This is a genomic window from Pseudomonas sp. GW821-FHT09E04 (assembly GCF_059416185.1).
Map to the genome: position 1 here is coordinate 117,414 of NZ_JBWKOR010000001.1, position 14,806 is coordinate 132,219.

Genomic DNA, 14,806 nt, shown 5'->3' on the forward strand with positions numbered 1-14,806 from the left:
ACTTATTCAAAATCCCCCTCTTGTTTTTTGACCCCGTAAGTTCGGGCGACTCAGCGCTTGCTGAAGGCCAGTCGCGCCGCAAACAGCACGAAAATCATCCCGGTGGTGCGATCCATCCAGCGAATCACCTTCTCCCGTCGCAGAAACCCGGACAGGGGCTGTGTCGCGCCGATCAACACCAGCGACCAGATCAACCCGAGCACCACATGAATGCTCACCAGCCCGAACGTCCAGGGCACAAGCGGCTGCCCTTGCGGAATGAACTGCGGCAGAAACGACACGTAGAAAATCCCGATCTTCGGATTGAGCACATTCCCCAGCATGCCCTTCAAAAACCAGTTGGCCCCCGGCTTGCCGTTGGCTTCGGCGGGAGCCAGCGAGCGGCGAGGGCGCAGCAGCATGTTCAACCCGAGCCACGCCAGATACGCCGCACCGCAGTACTTCAACAGGTTGTAGGCCAGCTCCGACACCGCAATCAACGCCCCGAGGCCGAACGCCACCGCCGCACCCCACAACAGGCAACCGGCGTTGATGCCCAACGCAGCGCGCAAGGCCTGTTGCTTGCCTTCGACGGTGGCGGTGCGCAGAACCAGCGCGGTGTCGAGACCGGGTGTCAGCGTCAGCAGTGTGGCGGCGAAAGTGAAGGCGAGGAGGTTGTCGGCGATGGACATGGCACGTGGGTTTCCTGTTCTGGATGGGGGAACGGTAGCGGTTTCAGGCGGGGGGATCCAGCAGGGAGATGAGGCGGGGTTCGATGGCATCAGGTTGTATCTCAAGGATTGCCAGGGTGACCGGCAGTTTGAAACGCCGGGGACCGGCGCTGCCCGGATTGACGTAGAGCCGGTCGCCGCGCCATTCGATTCGGGGTTTGTGGGAGTGGCCGGTGATGATGAGTTTCACGTTGGGGTCGAGGTCAGTGGGGACGTCGGCGATGTCGTGGATGAGGAGGGTTGACCAGCCGTTGAGGTTTACGCTCAGGAGGTCGGGGAGGTCTTGGGCCCACGGACTGTTCAGATCGTTGTTGCCGCGCACTGCGTGGACGGGGGCGATTTCGGTCATTTGCGCGAGGATGTCCGCGTTACCGATGTCGCCGGCATGGATGATCTGATCGCAGCCTTGCAACGCGGCCAGGGCTTCGGGGCGCAGGAGGTTGTGGGTGTCGGAGATGAGGCCGATCTTCATGCGGAGCTCCGGGTTGAGTAGGGCCGGGATGCTGGCTTCCACCGAATTCAGCCTGTCGGCTCAGCGGGTTTCGCTATCTGTTCGCTTGTCAGATCACCTTGCAGTTCCCTGAGACCCGCTGGGCTTGAGTAGAGTTTTTCCATAGCCAGTACTTCGGTCAGTTGTTCCGGGGAAAGTGTCTTCTCTTCATTCTCAAGCTGCACGCGCATGGGGCCTGCCATGTCGTCAGGCAGCGTCTGTTTGAGCGCTACACGCAATAACCCGCAAGCCTTGCGCTTGTTCTTCTCGAAGCCTTGCCCGTTATCGAGATGAACGGCAAGGGTAACGAGCGAAACAGCGTGTCCTTGAAGGGCCGCCTGCAACAACCAGCGATTTGCCAGTGGATAGTTCACCGGCACATCGGTGCCGCCGCTATAGAGAGCGCCGAGGACGTACTGTGCCTTGGCCTCGCCCTGTTCGGCCGAGCGGGTATACCAATTTAATGCGGCTGACAGATCTTTGGGGATGCTCGTGCCCACGCCGTTGAAATAAGTCGCTCCCAACAATCCGGATGCCTGACTGTCGCCAGCAGTGGCCGCTTGGGTGAGTAATTTCACGGCATGTTGAGGGTCTGCTGAAACGCCGTGACCAAACAAATAGAGAGTGCCCAGTAATGTCAGAGCCTCGTTATCGTCCTGGGCGGCTGCTTTGCTGGCCCAGTTGAAAGCCTGCCGCGGGTCTGCCTCGACACCGGTACCTTTGTAATAAAGGGTAGCGAGTTGACGTTGAGATTTGGCGTGACCTTGTTCTGCAGCCTTGCGAAACCACGTAGCGGCCTGGGTAAAGTCCCTCGGTATTTCCAGGCCCGCAATGCTCGAAACGCCCATGAAATACTGGGCGTCCGGGTTGCCGTGCTCAGCCGACTCGCTTATCAACCGCATGCCTTTTGGTCGATCAACTTCAACACCTCGACCGTAATATTCAATGAGGCCGAGCTTGAACTGCGCGAGACGGTCTCCTTTTTCTGCTGCGCTCAAATACCACTCGGCAGCTTTGCCAGGGTTGCGGCCAACTACCAGGCCGTCCTCGTAGGCTGAAGCGATCAAGGTGGTGAGGTTAAAAGGGCTTCGCCACAGCGTGATAAAGAAGGTAACAACGAGATATGCAACGACGCTGAGTATTAGAACAACTGAAAACCGGCGCAATTTCGAATCCATTCGTAGAGTGGTGAGCGGGGAGTGTATCGATGCTTTTTCGTACTGCCCAGTCTTGCGGGTTCTAACCTGTTCTCCTCCATAGACAACATTCGGCGTTCACACTTTTCAATCATCTTGAATGTTGTGAATCGGTCACAAGCCTGAGAGGCTGGCGTGAGGCTTACCAAAAGGACATACGGACATGAGCACGCCAAAAATTTTGATCACGGGGGCTTCGGGCCAGATCGGCAGAGCCTTCTGGACCGCGCGGGACGATAAATCCGATTTGCGCCTGGCCGATATAGACGTAGCAACACTTCCGGACTCGGCACAACGTTTCGCTCTCGATATCAGGGATCAGGCCAGTTGTCTCGAAGCCTGCGAAGGCATAGACACTGTGATCCATCTCGCTGCTGATCCGAACCCGGACGCCGACTTCACGTCTTCGCTGCTGCCTGTGAATATTATCGGCACCTACAACATGCTGTTCGCCGCAAAAGCTCAAGGCTGCAAGCGTTTCATATTCGCGAGCAGTGCCCAGGCGATTGAGGGTTATCCGAAAGACGTCCAGATACATGAAGGGATGGCACCGAAACCAGGCAACCTTTACGGGGTCAGCAAAGCGTTTGGCGAAGCGCTGGCTTCGATGCATGCAAACGATGGTCAAATGACGACAATCGCGGTCCGTATTGCGAACGTAGCCAGATTTCATGCTGGCGAAACCCACAGCCCCCGGGACGTGGCTGCGTTTATCAGCTTCAGGGATGTCGTTGCGTTACTGGAGCGATGCGTCGAGGCCGAGCTGAGCGGATTCCATGTTGTCCATGGTGTCTCGGATAACCGCTACAAACGCCTTTCAATTGATCAGACTAGAAAAACCGTTGGGTACGCGCCGCTTGATAACTCATTCGAGATTCTGGAAGGGCGCGATTGATCGAATTGAGTGCAGTGCTTGCGAGTTCGCCTGAGTGAATCAGGAACACATCTGACTGATGCGAAAGGAGTAAAAGGGTGGGGGGATTATTTGAAAAATATATCAACCCCCTTTTTCTTGTTGCCCGGCCGAGAGGTTATGTTATCTGACGAAACCCGCTGGCAAATACGTTGTGCTTACTGAAGGCCTTCTATGCAGACTGACCAAACCCGATTGCTCGCACTCACATTGCTTGAGATCAAGACGTTGCTGGGTGATTACCTGGGAAGTGATGTGGACGCACCAATGAGCGTTCGTATCGCGGCCCACCTTGCCTATGCCGTTCACAATGAAGCTGAGGCGGTGTACGGGCATGAGGATTTTCGGCTCGACAGCGTGGTCCGGAAAATCGCTGCGGTCGATGGAATTCTTGGGGTTTCGGAGGGGGCTGCATTGCTTGGCAGGTTTGACGCCGAAGCCAAAAATACGATGGGCTAAATTCAGTTTGAATGATCGCTTACGGCCAGAAACTGGATTCGATTTTGCTATTCACTCACTCACTCATTCACTCCCGAGCGTGCGAAATTACCAGACCTTCAATTGCTCACAGAGGCAGGCTCATGACCTCCACCCTGGCAGTCTCGGATATCGCAGGTCCATGGAGTGGGGATGCCCCCACAGGACTCATTCAGCGTTGCAAGGAGGCCTGGGATACGCCTTTGGAGAGATTGAATGATCTTATGGTTGCTACTTTTTTGAATCAGAACATTGCCACCGAACACATGCTCATCGAGGCGAAACGCCGCCTGAAAGACCAGGAACGAGATGAAACCGAGTACTTCGACGGCCAGCTCCTCGAAGCAATCGAACGTTTGAAACCCGGGAAGTAATTCTTCCCGACGGTTTGTTGTGTTCGACATCGGCTATTTATTTGGGGTTTTCTGAGTCACGCGACTGGCAGAGAACGGCCAAAAGCAGACGTTCGCGAGTGACTGGTTTCGACCCGAAACTGACAAAGGCTCGCCACTCACAGAGTCCGAAGTCCTCAAGATCCGTGACCAAGCCACGTGTGTTGCAGTTCCATTCGATGTCGCCTTTGACATGGAGAACGAACGTGGTTTCCGGGACTTAGTGGCCGAGGACTGCTGGAATGAATGGCAACGAGTACGGCTCTCAATGAAGAAACCCCTCTGACTTGCACTGATATGAAAGGGACTGATTCTGAGAATTCCCCGCTTTTTCTTACAACAGATCAAGAAGTCGGGAATTGAAGAGACCTGCATGGGTCGGCAGCTTGTATTGCGCCACACAAAAACAAGATTCCGATCCCATGCAGGCCATCCGATTCTGACACAACGCGCTCACCCAAGCGCTTTCGCCAGAACCAGGTTAAACGCCGCTGGCGTACCCCAGAGTACATCGGCCCAGGCACCGCTGCCGGGCGTCAGCAACTGGCGCAGGTGCTGCTCATGGAACGCCTTGCCCAGCGAATCGACGCGAAACGCCGCCACCCACTGCTCGCGCCCCAGCTGGTAGGCCTTGCCGAAATCTTCCCAACTGTCGAAACAGTCCTGCGCCCGCTGTGCATTGAGCAGCAGCACACGCCAGGCGAGGTCGGGCTCGAGCCAACGCATCAGCAGCGCACAACGGACCAGAAACGCCACCCGCACACAGGCAAAGGCCATGGCCGCACGGGGCTCATCGCCAACCTTCAGTGCCTGCAGATCGAGGCCGTACCATCGCTGTTCGAGGGTCGCATTGAAATGCGACCGCACCGCTTCGTCATTGCAATCGCTGCGTATCCCGGCCTGGTGCAGCAGCGCTGCCCGCACGATCGTCTGCGCTTGCTCGGTGAAGTGATCGCACGCCGGCGAGTAGAAGCCCTCGACGTCCATCGCATCGGCCATGGGCCTGGCCAGCAGCAGCGACCAGTGCCTGCGTTGGCTGAACAACTGGGCGCCACGCGGTCTGAATGCTCGCCACAACATCCAGGCTGAAACAACAACTGCGATAAGCAAAAACATGCCGCTCTCCTTACCTTGCCCGGGCCTGCCAGGCCTGGATTTCCTCGGCCATTGGCGAGGTCATTTCCGGCCACGGCACACCTTCGGTGAGGTACAGCGGGTCTTTGGGCTGACGCTCGATGTGTGTGCTGAAAATATGCCGGATGGCGTACTTGACCGACACCGTCTTCGGGGCAGCCTGCAGGAATTGCTGCGGCTGACGCCCGGCGACCAGCCATTCGACCATGGCGGACGGTGCATCGAGGCGCTCGTAAAGTTGCGGATATCGGGCAACCAGGCGAGTCTGGGCGGTCGGGTCGTTGACCTCCTCGATACGCAGCCAGCCTGCTTCGGTACGCACGATGCCGATGGCGATACAGTCGGCGGGTGTCTGCTGGTCGGTGCCCAGGGCATTCAGGCACTGCAGCAGGTCCTGGTAATAGCGCTCGACCGGAGGCCGGTTTTGCTTACCCTTGACCTGCTCGACCGTCAAGGTGCCGTCGGCCTGGACGATCAGGCTGATGGTGATGTGTGGCTGGCCCTGGCTGTCACGCAAACTGAACACGCGCATGCGCTGCTGTTCCACCGCTTCGGCATAGCGTTCGCCGTAGCCGCCAGTCAAGGCGCGGCGATCGGCGAACTGGCCCAGACAGTGGCGCATCACGTAGCTTTCAAAGGCCATTTCCGCGCGCAGCAAGGAACTTTCGGGACGCAGTTCCTGCAATAGGTGCTCAGCGGTGGTCACCCGCGCAAGCAAGGCCTCGGGCTGGCTCTGGCGCCAGCCTTGTTCGACCCGCGCCGCCATCTGCGCGTGTTCCTTTTGCCACAGCAACAACGCCTGGGGGCAGTTGATGCGTTCGAGCTTGCCCGCGAGCGCTGTGCCCTGGCGCGAGGTCAGGAACTCCACCAGCAAGGCCTCCTGGGCCAGCAGTGGGGCCTGCTGCGGATCGATCCACACCAGCGGTGCAAGTGAATCTCTGCCGGCCTCGCTCAAATGCCTGACTACCCAGGATGGCGGCTCGGCTCCCAATGCCTCGATAGCCTGCCCCATGCTCAGGATTCGTCGCGCAGGCTCGAAATTGCCGACCAGATGACGGTAGAAATGGTTGAGCAACCATTTGCCCACCTCTGGCGCATCACCTCGGGCCTTGCTGCGCTCGGCAATGCCACGCTTGAGTTGATCGGCATTGAGTGCATTGCGCGGGGCGTAACCGGACGTTCGCAGCTCCGGTGTCACTTCCATATCTGCCACCAGGCCTTGCCGGCCGGTTTTGCCGGCGCCTGCAGCTCGGCGATCCACTGGCGGATCATTTCATTGTTTCCCCGATCAACTTCGTTGTTCGGATCACTGCGCAGAATGGAGCGCTGATAATAGGCCACGGCCTCTGCCTTGCGCTCGAGCCTCTTGAGCACATCGCCGGCACAAGCCAGCAGAGAGGGTTCGGCGAGTTCATCAATGACCGGCGCGTAACGTAGCCACAGGCTAGTGGCCGCCTCCGGCAGGCTGTATGACAGGTACAGGGCAATTTTCATTCGTGCGAACAGTGGCGAATATTCCAGGTCCTTGTCGCTGATTTCGCGATCTTCCTGCCATTTGAGAACGCGCTCCAGCCAGATCAGAATCTCGCGCTCGCGGTCCAGTTGAAACAGGGCGCGGGTGACGTCCTGTACGTAATCTTCCGGGTCGTGGCGGCCGTAGCCATAGTCGGCTGCGTAGTGCCAGAGTTGTTCGGCGGCTTCGGCGATGCCCGGGTTATCGTTCAGCAGAATGCGGTTGTCGAGGATGCCCTGATAGTGCTCGGCGAACGGGCTGGCGGCGATGCCACGGCTATGCAACTCAAGGGCCAGACCCATCAGTTTGTCGTTGTAGCATTGGTAATTGAGCGCAAGGTTGTTGCACAGCATCGAGTACAGGTGCGCGCAGGCATCGTAGCGGTGCCCGTGGCCGTTGGCGAAGCATTGCTCCATACGGGCCTGGCCCTGTTCGTAAGCAGCCTTTTGTACTTCTCGCAGCCGCCACCAGGCCGAATCTGTCTCCTCGCTTGAAAGGTTCTCGACATGCGCTTCGACCACGCTTTCAAGGGAAGTCGCAAAATTGTAGTAGTACATGCCACTGGCCAATGGCGGCAAGGGTTGGCGCAAGGCATCGGATATGCCGAACACATTGGCGTGGGCGCTGAACAGGCTGTAGACGCTGCGGTAGTCCTGCAGATCGCCGGCCGAAACCGCCTCGCGCAGCATCGTCAGTTCGGTGTTGGCGTCGATGCGCCCGGCCTGACGTTCACGCACCGCCACCAGGCGAGTGATCCACGGGTGATTCGGCGCGCGTCGCCGGGCTTCTGCAAGGGCCAGAGTGAAGACGTTGTCGATTTGCTCAAGGTCATCGCGCGCGTCATGCAGTGCATCGAGCAGCGGGCCCATGGACGGGGTCGACTCGTCCCGCCACGGCAGGCCGGACGTGAATCGCTCCAGCACCCTCTGATCATCACAGGCACGCATCACGCACAATGGCCACCACGCTGACTGATCCTCGGCATCGAGCAGGCGATCTTGTACCCAGTAGGCCGTGCCCGGCCACATTTTGCCGCGCATTTCATAGGTTTCCATGAATGCACGTTGCCCGGCGTCGTCGATCTGGCCGTTTTCAAGCAGCCAAGGCAAATGGAAGTCAACGAAGTTGTCACCGCCGCCGGAATCCAGACTCAGGGTCGCCACTTCACAGATTTTCAAAGCACCGGCCAGGTCGCCCTGGGCCTGCAATGAGCGGGCGGCCAGACGTGCCAGGCGCACTTCCCATTCTCGACGCTGGGGCAGCGACAATTCGGCGATCAATCGCACAACCGGCTGTTCGAACATCGCCAGGCGCAACGGAACGATTTCGATGAGCGCATCGCCCAGCCACAGCCAGTCGTTACCGTCGACATCCTGATCTTCGCCAGCGGTGCGTAATGCGGCAATTGCCGCCAGCGCGGCTTCGCGAGCTTCTTCGTCGCGTTCATGGGCGGCCAGCGCCTGGGCCCGTCGCTGGTGTTGATCGGCATCGTCCCAGGCCCGCAGTGCATGACGGTCGGGGTTGATCAGGGCGAGGGTGTGACGCACTTCGATGGTCTTCAGGGCGACGTCGAGTGTGGCATGTTGGAGATCTTCGAAAATGCGGTAGCGCCGGTACTGCTCGATATCGAACGGCAGCGGCTCGTTGGTCAATTGCTGAAGGGTGTCGAGCGCCTGAAGCAGGCCCTGCTCATCTTTGAGGTAGTTGTCCAGCCGCAGTTGGTAGATCAGCAGGTTGACCTTGAGTTCGTTGCGCTCATCATCAGGCGTAGCTTCGATCAGTGCCTGGCCGTCGCCGGCCAGTACCGCCCTGGCCGCGTCTGCATCACCCGCGTTGACCCACAGCACGTGTAGCCGTCCGATCGATTCCAGCGAGGTTGCCTTGAGCGGTTGGCCGCGCAGCTGGCCCAACAGGTAGTCGACACCATGTTCCTGATGCTCGGCCTCAAGACGATCCATGAATTGATCCAGCTGGATGCCGGACAGCACGGTGCTGTTTTGCGTCATTGTGAACTCCATTTGCGAATGACTGTGCATCGCCCGATGCGTCCTGCGTCGGTGCCCTCGAGTGGGGCAACGGTACTCGTGCACGTCTGCCTTTTACAGGTCACGAATGACGAAAGGGATCGGGCAATACAGCGAGGTGCCGCACGCTACCAGTTGGCGTTTGAAAAACCAAGAGTGCGCCGGGAGGCAACGCCAAATGATTGACCTGCACACAGCGAATCAGAGGAAGTGGAGCATCACAACTCAATCGCCCAGGTCTGACTTACAAGCTCTTTTCCAAAGCTCTGAATTGACTCTTCTTCCATTAATTGAAACCCCGCTCGCTGATACAGACGGCGAGCCTCTACCAGATTGCTGGTGGTCCACAAAATCATCTTTTCGTACCCGACATCCCGGGCAAAGCGCAGGCACTCTTCAACCAGTCGGTTGCCGATCCCCAACCCCCGAGCGCTGGCGTCGACAAACAGCATGCGCAGTTTTGCCGTGGTTGCGTCGTGCCGGATGACAAACACCGAGCCCACCACCTTGCCGTCCTTTTCCGCGATCCAGCAGCGTTCGCTGGCAGGCTCGAACTCACGCAGGTACTTGGCGACGATCTCGGAGACCAGCGCTTCGAACTCCCAGTTCCAGCCGTATTCGCGGGTGTAGATCACGGTTTGTTGCTGCACCACCAGCCCCATGTCGCCGGGTTGCGGGTCGCGCAACAGGTAAGTCGGCTGTTGGCGGCCCTCGAGCAAGGTCTGGATCTGCTTCATGGACTCGATCAATTGCAGTTGCTGCGGCTCGGCCATGCGTTCGAGCAGGGTGATGACTTCCTGCCGCGACGCTTGTTCCAGCGGGGCGAGTATTTCGCGGCCGAGGTCGGTGATGTGCAACTGGCTGGCGCGGGCGTCGGTGGCAGAGGGGACTTTCTGGATCAGGCCTTTTTTGTCGAAGCCGCTGATGATCCGGCTCATGTAGCCCGCGTCCAGGCTCAGCATCTGGCGCAGGTCGGCGCTGGTCAGGTCGCCGCGGGAGGCCAGTTCGTAGAGGATGCGCAGCTCAGTCAACGAGTAATCGCTTTGCAGCAGGTGTTCCTGCAGAACGCCGATCTGGTGGGTGTAGAAACGGTTGAACTGGCGGACGATGTCGGCTCGTTCGATGAGAGGGGGCGTGGACATGGTGGGTGCTCAAATGGTTGCCTTGAGCAACTATATAGTTGCTCAAGGCAACCAAGTCAAATGAATTGCTGACCAACGGCAGCCTCCCTTATCCTGCGTGTTCATGGAGCCACACTCACAAGGAAAGAACGTGAAATTACTGATTGCTGCGTCTGTATTGGCCCTTCTGGCCGGTTGTGCATCCCACGGCAAGAGCGACGATGCCATTTACCGGGAAGCCGCCGACGCCCATGTCATGACCCTTCCTGCCGGGCAGAACAAGGTCAGCCTGCCCGCAACCAAAATCCAGAGTCACGGCCTGATCGCCGACAATCTGGCGATTGCAGCCGGCGGCGGGGCCAACGCCACGCTGCTCAAGCAACAACTGCTGATCGCCAAGTCTGCCGGCGAAAGCGGCTTCTTGATCATCGGTGCGGGGACGTCACTCGACGTGGCCATCATCAAGAATGCGTTTGAGTCGCTCGACCTGAATGGCATGCGCATCTATTACGCGGGCGGTGAGGGTCAGAAGGATGCGGCGCGCAGTGCCGTAGAAAAAGCCCAGGCGAAATTCCAGTACATCAGCGTGCAATGAGTGAGGCTGCGTCACGACGTGCGCATTGAGAATGCATACGTCGTGGCACGGTCGGCGTTGATCATGCCGGGGACAAACGCATACCCATATCGACGGTGCGGCTCTCGAACCCGAACTCTGCATACATCCGTGCCGCGCGTTCATTGAACGGCCAGACGGATAATCTCAACTCTTGGGCGTTGTGTTCGATGGCCCAGCCTTTGACCCGCTCCATCAATTGACGGCCGATGCCTTTGCCCCAGAAGGCCTCGGCGACGCACACCGATCCGATGCGCACGATGTTCATGGGTTGCATCAGCGGGCTGGTGCTGGCCGATAGGCTCGCCGCAATGAAACCTGCGGGCTGCTGACCGGCGTGTGCAATGAAGACAACCTGACCCGGTTTGTCGAAGTAGTTCATCCAGTGCGGCAGGTCACGGGCGAAGTCCTCGGTGGTGGCGGTGTAGATGTCGGGGCGGGCTGCGTGGTGGACGGCGTTGAGAATCTGGCCCAGTTCGCAAACGATCAATGCATCTTCAGCGGTGGCAATTCTGTACTGCGTGGTGTCGTCCATGGGGCGTCACGTTCCTTCAGTGGCGGGTGGCTGCTTCAGTTCAGGGGTTCGAGGACGAAGTCCGCCGGATCGAACCGCTCGGTCGTGTCCATTTGTATGTTTCTGAGGCTCACTGTTTCCAGGTGTGTGGCGTAGAGAGATTCAGAAAACCAGGTGATCAATAGAGTGCGGCGGCGTGTGCCGGTGGGGTTCAAGCTGCCAGCGTGGATCAGGTCGGCATCGAAGATCAGGATGTCGCCAGCACTGCCGCAAAGCTGCACCGAGCGGGACTCGTCAGTGAAATCGAACGGGGGCTCGCCGAGTGCAGGGCGATGGCTGCCGGGGACGATGCGGGTTGCGCCGTTGTTGGGACCGTAATCGTCGAGGTACACCAGCGCGTTGACGGTGTCGCCAGGGCGTTGCGTCGACAAGTCTCGGTGCAACTGTTGATGGCCGCCACCGGCAAGCGGCTCGCGGCCCTCCACCTGGGAGAGGAAGAAGCGTTCGCCGATCAACTCGCCCACCACCGCCAGCACTTGTGGCAATCGGCACACGGCCTGAACGGTCGGATCCGTGTCCAGCAGCGAATGGCGCCAGTCGATGCCACGGGGCACGGGCCATTCGCTTGAGGGCCTTACACCGGTGTCGAACGTGGTCCGAAGTCCGGTCAGCCATGCAGCCGGGATTGCCTGGCGGAGCAGGGCGTAGCCGTATTGGTGAAGCTGTCTAGCGCAGGGCGTAGACAAAGGCATCCATTGCCGTACCGTCATCCAGAGTCACCTTGGTCAAAACCCGCTGTTATTCAGCCCTTTCAAACTCATCAAGCGCCGCCCGGTGCTGCACGGGCAACACCGTCATCAGTTCGGGAGTGACCGGGTCAGAAACCCGTCGATCAAGGCCACCACCTGTTGCTGGATCACTTCACGCGAACGGCCGCCGCCATCCCCGCAAATGATGCCGTCGCCTGGCGAGTCTTCTTCAAGCAACTCCACTGCGCCGGGCTTGCACGATGCCATGAAGCTGAAATGGCTGGCGTCGCTGATCTCGACATACTGCGACGATGCCGAAGGCAGCCGCTTGGCAAGGTTGGCCGACTCCAATTGGGCGGGCAGGTCTTCTGACGGTACGCCAGCGCCAATCACCAGTGTCGGAATCGGTAGCGCGGCGAGGCTTGTATCGGTCATCCCGCGTGACAGGCCCAGGTCCAGTGAAACGATCGCGCTGACGCGTTTGTCGCTCAAGTCCGCGCTCATCCGGCTCTTCGATTCTGGCGTGTCGGCGACGTTGATCGTCTTGTAGACCGAGCAACTGGCCAGTTTTTGATGGGCTGTGCAGTCCTTCGCAAAGCGCTCGGGATCGAACCGTGAACCGGCGATTTCGAGGGCGGTCCAGCCGCCGAGTGAATGGCCGGCTACCGCAATTCGCCGCATCGAAACGGCACCCGTTTGCTCGGGCCGAGCGGTGACCGCATCGATGACGCGGCTGATGTCGGCAGGTCGTTGCCACAACTGTGCAGCGGCTTGAGGACTGCGGTCATGCGTCGTGGTGCCGGGATGGTTGACCGCCGCCACGATGTAACCCTGACGGGCCAAGGCGGTGGCCAGCCAGGCCTGGTTGCTCCAGTTCCCTCGGTAACCATGCGAGAGCACCAGTAACGGATGCTCACCGGTAGTCGGTGGTGCATCGCGCACTGCCGCCGTCCCGAAGAACACAATATCGTCGGCAATCAACTGCGGGGTGGCGGTGGTCTTGGCGGGATACCAGACGACCATCTCCAGCGGACGGTCGTTGTGCGCATCCGGCAGTGTGGCGGTCCGGAAACCGATGGGGTTTTCGTCAGCGTGTGCGCTGGCCGAAAAGCAGATCAGAAGCAGGATGCGGAAAGCGTTTTTCATTGTTTTTATCTTCCTTGATCAAATCGGGCAAACAGGACGTTCGCCCAGACGTTCTACCAGTCTTACGAGATAACCGTCGGGATCCTGAACGAGAAATTCACGCTGGCCGACTTCGACATCGTCAGCTCGATACCAGGTGTCTTTGCAGGTTTTATAGAGTGAGACCTGGGCAGTGCCCAGTCTTTCGATGATGGGGGCAACCGCCTCAACGTCAATCTGCAGATTGACGCCTCTTCCGAAAGGCTTGCTCAGATCCGCCGTCAGCCACTGGCCTGCATTCGGTTCAACCTGCTCGAGCATGACTTGAGCGCCATTCAGGTCGAGGTAGGCGAAGCCATCTTCAGGGCGTTGATAAGCGATGTTGAACCCCAGGCAGGAGACCCAGAACGCGAGGCTGGCCTGCAGATCCGTGACCATCAATTCTGGAACCAGTTTGTTCCGTTCAAACATGGGGTGAATTCCTTTTCGTTGAAGTCGGGACAACGGCGCCAGACTTCTTCCCCGCAGTAATACGAGTCGGGCGCATGGTAAGCGCGAATCGGGGAGTACCGGAAGCTGCACGCATCGAAAATCGTCACAAACCGCGATGACAGGGCCGTCTCTCCATACCTGTAAAAAAACTGACTAGAATCCACAGACACCCATTCATTCAAGGAACGACCGATGTCCGGTTTACGCACATTGATTGTGACCACGACCTGTATTGCGCTGCTGAGCAGTTCGGTGACAGCGCTGGCCGATCCTGGCAACGGAAAGGGGCAGGGCAAAGGCAATCCGCATAACAGCCAGGGCCATGGCAATCAGGGGAAAAAAGGCGGGGACGGGTATCAGGGGCATGGTCCGAGTATCGACTACGCCGGGGTGATCGGGATTGTGGACGGGTATCGCGGCTACTGGACCCCGGGCCCGGCGTTGCCGCCCGGGATCCAGAAGAACCTGGCCCGGGGCAAGCCGCTCCCACCCGGGATTGCGAAGAAGCTCGATGGTCGACTGGTCGGCAGACTGCCGCACTACGACGGCTACGAATGGCAGCAGGTCGGCACCGATCTGATCCTGGTCGCGCTGGCCACCGGGTTGATTTATGAAGTGCTAAACGGCGCCTTCGATTGAAAAATAGATCTGTCCCCATATGATGCAGGCATGAGGGGAATTCCGTTTTATTTGTTTCATTGCCTGGCGACGGAGAAGTCAGTCAGGGAGGTAGGGTTTTACCGATTTCTCAAGAAGTTCTACCAGCTCCGGATCCATGTAGTGATAGTCATCCGGAATGTCCAGCGAGTGAATTCGCTTGTGCTCCAGCAGCCGGGCGTACTCGGCCTGCAGGCGATTCAGGTGTTTGGTTTCCATCACAAAAATGAAATCGGCCCAGCGAATATCCGCTGGGCCGATGGTCTTGCGTGCATTGGGGCTGGTGCCCGCTGAACGAACATTGAAGCCGGGCCGGCGGCGCCAGACTGCTTCCGCTGTTGGGCTGCGCCATTGGTTACGACTGCAAATGAACAGTAGGTTCGTCACTCTTGATCCAGCAATTGGCGGGTGGAACGAATGGGGTAGCTCATGCCGAGTTGGCGAGCCCTGACCAGTTTGGTGGATCGGATGTACATCAACTTCCAGTTCTTTTCCGGTTTGAAAGTTGGCGGACGAACCGCTTTGTCATTGCCGTGTTTACGGGCCTGGGTGCGTCTCCAGGCGCGGGTTCTGTTCATGGTCTGTCCTCGTGAATACCGGGTTCAGCAGCCGCGGTAATACGAGTTGGGCGTATGGTAAACGCGAATCGGGAGTACCGAAAGCTGGACGCATTGAAAATCGTCATT

18 protein-coding genes are annotated in these 14,806 nt (G+C 58.7%); 5 read left to right on the plus strand and 13 right to left on the minus strand.

Annotated elements, in window-relative coordinates:
- Positions 1-50: 50 nt before the first annotated feature.
- From AC07N4_RS00590 to AC07N4_RS00600, 3 genes are read right to left on the minus strand one after another with little or no spacing between them, the layout of a single operon-like run.
- On the minus strand, positions 51-671 hold the full coding sequence (locus AC07N4_RS00590; RefSeq protein ID WP_096821713.1) for a LysE family translocator: 621 nt from the start codon (positions 669-671) through the stop codon (positions 51-53).
- 43 nt (positions 672-714) lie between these two features.
- Entirely contained in the window at positions 715-1,182 is a 468-nt protein-coding gene (locus tag AC07N4_RS00595) for a metallophosphoesterase family protein (RefSeq protein WP_493064681.1), read from the minus strand.
- A gap of 47 nt (positions 1,183-1,229) precedes the next feature.
- Positions 1,230-2,378, minus strand: coding sequence for a tetratricopeptide repeat protein (locus AC07N4_RS00600; RefSeq protein ID WP_493064682.1), 1,149 nt, complete (start codon positions 2,376-2,378; stop codon positions 1,230-1,232).
- Positions 2,379-2,559: 181 nt separating this feature from the next.
- On the opposite strand from AC07N4_RS00600, the gene AC07N4_RS00605 reads away from it, so the two are divergent.
- From AC07N4_RS00605 to AC07N4_RS00615, 3 genes are all read left to right on the plus strand, one after another.
- Positions 2,560-3,291, plus strand: a complete 732-nt coding sequence (locus AC07N4_RS00605; RefSeq protein WP_493064683.1) for an NAD-dependent epimerase/dehydratase family protein — start codon at positions 2,560-2,562, stop codon at positions 3,289-3,291.
- Between the two features lie 192 nt (positions 3,292-3,483).
- Positions 3,484-3,768 carry a hypothetical protein gene (locus tag AC07N4_RS00610; protein WP_493064684.1) on the plus strand — a complete coding sequence of 95 codons (285 nt, stop codon included), beginning with the start codon at positions 3,484-3,486 and terminating at the stop codon, positions 3,766-3,768.
- 122 nt (positions 3,769-3,890) lie between these two features.
- Positions 3,891-4,160 (plus strand): hypothetical protein, encoded by a 270-nt coding sequence (locus AC07N4_RS00615; RefSeq protein ID WP_102621620.1) that lies wholly within the window; start codon positions 3,891-3,893, stop codon positions 4,158-4,160.
- A 471-nt stretch (positions 4,161-4,631) separates the two neighbouring features.
- Here the strand turns inward: AC07N4_RS00615 and AC07N4_RS00620 are convergent, their stop codons facing one another.
- The 4 genes from AC07N4_RS00620 to AC07N4_RS00635 form a co-directional block, all read right to left on the minus strand.
- Positions 4,632-5,294 (minus strand): DUF1266 domain-containing protein, encoded by a 663-nt coding sequence (locus AC07N4_RS00620; RefSeq protein WP_102621618.1) that lies wholly within the window; start codon positions 5,292-5,294, stop codon positions 4,632-4,634.
- A gap of 10 nt (positions 5,295-5,304) precedes the next feature.
- A complete protein-coding gene (locus tag AC07N4_RS00625; protein ID WP_493064685.1) occupies positions 5,305-6,516 on the minus strand; it encodes a hypothetical protein in 1,212 nt (403 codons plus the stop codon).
- Positions 6,507-8,831 carry a hypothetical protein gene (locus tag AC07N4_RS00630; protein WP_493064686.1) on the minus strand — a complete coding sequence of 775 codons (2,325 nt, stop codon included), beginning with the start codon at positions 8,829-8,831 and terminating at the stop codon, positions 6,507-6,509. Before AC07N4_RS00630 ends, AC07N4_RS00625 begins: the two co-directional genes overlap by 10 nt.
- 236 nt (positions 8,832-9,067) lie before the next feature.
- Positions 9,068-9,991 carry a bifunctional helix-turn-helix transcriptional regulator/GNAT family N-acetyltransferase gene (locus AC07N4_RS00635; protein ID WP_493064687.1) on the minus strand — a complete coding sequence of 308 codons (924 nt, stop codon included), beginning with the start codon at positions 9,989-9,991 and terminating at the stop codon, positions 9,068-9,070.
- Between the two features lie 130 nt (positions 9,992-10,121).
- On the opposite strand from AC07N4_RS00635, the gene AC07N4_RS00640 reads away from it, so the two are divergent.
- Positions 10,122-10,565 (plus strand): hypothetical protein, encoded by a 444-nt coding sequence (locus AC07N4_RS00640; protein WP_192560699.1) that lies wholly within the window; start codon positions 10,122-10,124, stop codon positions 10,563-10,565.
- 61 nt (positions 10,566-10,626) lie between these two features.
- Here the strand turns inward: AC07N4_RS00640 and AC07N4_RS00645 are convergent, their stop codons facing one another.
- The 4 genes from AC07N4_RS00645 to AC07N4_RS00660 all read right to left on the minus strand — a co-directional run bounded on the left by AC07N4_RS00645 (position 10,627) and on the right by AC07N4_RS00660 (position 13,442).
- Entirely contained in the window at positions 10,627-11,118 is a 492-nt protein-coding gene (locus tag AC07N4_RS00645) for a GNAT family N-acetyltransferase (RefSeq protein ID WP_493064688.1), read from the minus strand.
- 35 nt (positions 11,119-11,153) lie between these two features.
- Positions 11,154-11,849, minus strand: a complete 696-nt coding sequence (locus AC07N4_RS00650) for a phytanoyl-CoA dioxygenase family protein (protein ID WP_493065188.1) — start codon at positions 11,847-11,849, stop codon at positions 11,154-11,156.
- Between the two features lie 105 nt (positions 11,850-11,954).
- Complete coding sequence (locus AC07N4_RS00655; RefSeq protein WP_493064689.1) at positions 11,955-12,992, minus strand: alpha/beta hydrolase family protein; 1,038 nt, start codon at positions 12,990-12,992, stop codon at positions 11,955-11,957.
- Between the two features lie 18 nt (positions 12,993-13,010).
- On the minus strand, positions 13,011-13,442 hold the full coding sequence (locus AC07N4_RS00660; protein WP_096821725.1) for a bleomycin resistance protein: 432 nt from the start codon (positions 13,440-13,442) through the stop codon (positions 13,011-13,013).
- Positions 13,443-13,655: 213 nt separating this feature from the next.
- On the opposite strand from AC07N4_RS00660, the gene AC07N4_RS00665 reads away from it, so the two are divergent.
- A complete protein-coding gene (locus AC07N4_RS00665; RefSeq protein ID WP_192560703.1) occupies positions 13,656-14,102 on the plus strand; it encodes an anti-virulence regulator CigR family protein in 447 nt (148 codons plus the stop codon).
- Between the two features lie 78 nt (positions 14,103-14,180).
- On the opposite strand, the gene AC07N4_RS00670 is transcribed toward AC07N4_RS00665, so the two are convergent.
- Positions 14,181-14,507 (minus strand): low molecular weight protein tyrosine phosphatase family protein, encoded by a 327-nt coding sequence (locus tag AC07N4_RS00670; protein WP_493064690.1) that lies wholly within the window; start codon positions 14,505-14,507, stop codon positions 14,181-14,183.
- Positions 14,504-14,698, minus strand: a complete 195-nt coding sequence (locus AC07N4_RS00675) for a hypothetical protein (protein WP_273541376.1) — start codon at positions 14,696-14,698, stop codon at positions 14,504-14,506. The genes AC07N4_RS00670 and AC07N4_RS00675 overlap by 4 nt, the downstream gene beginning before the upstream one ends.
- Positions 14,699-14,806 lie beyond the last annotated feature (108 nt).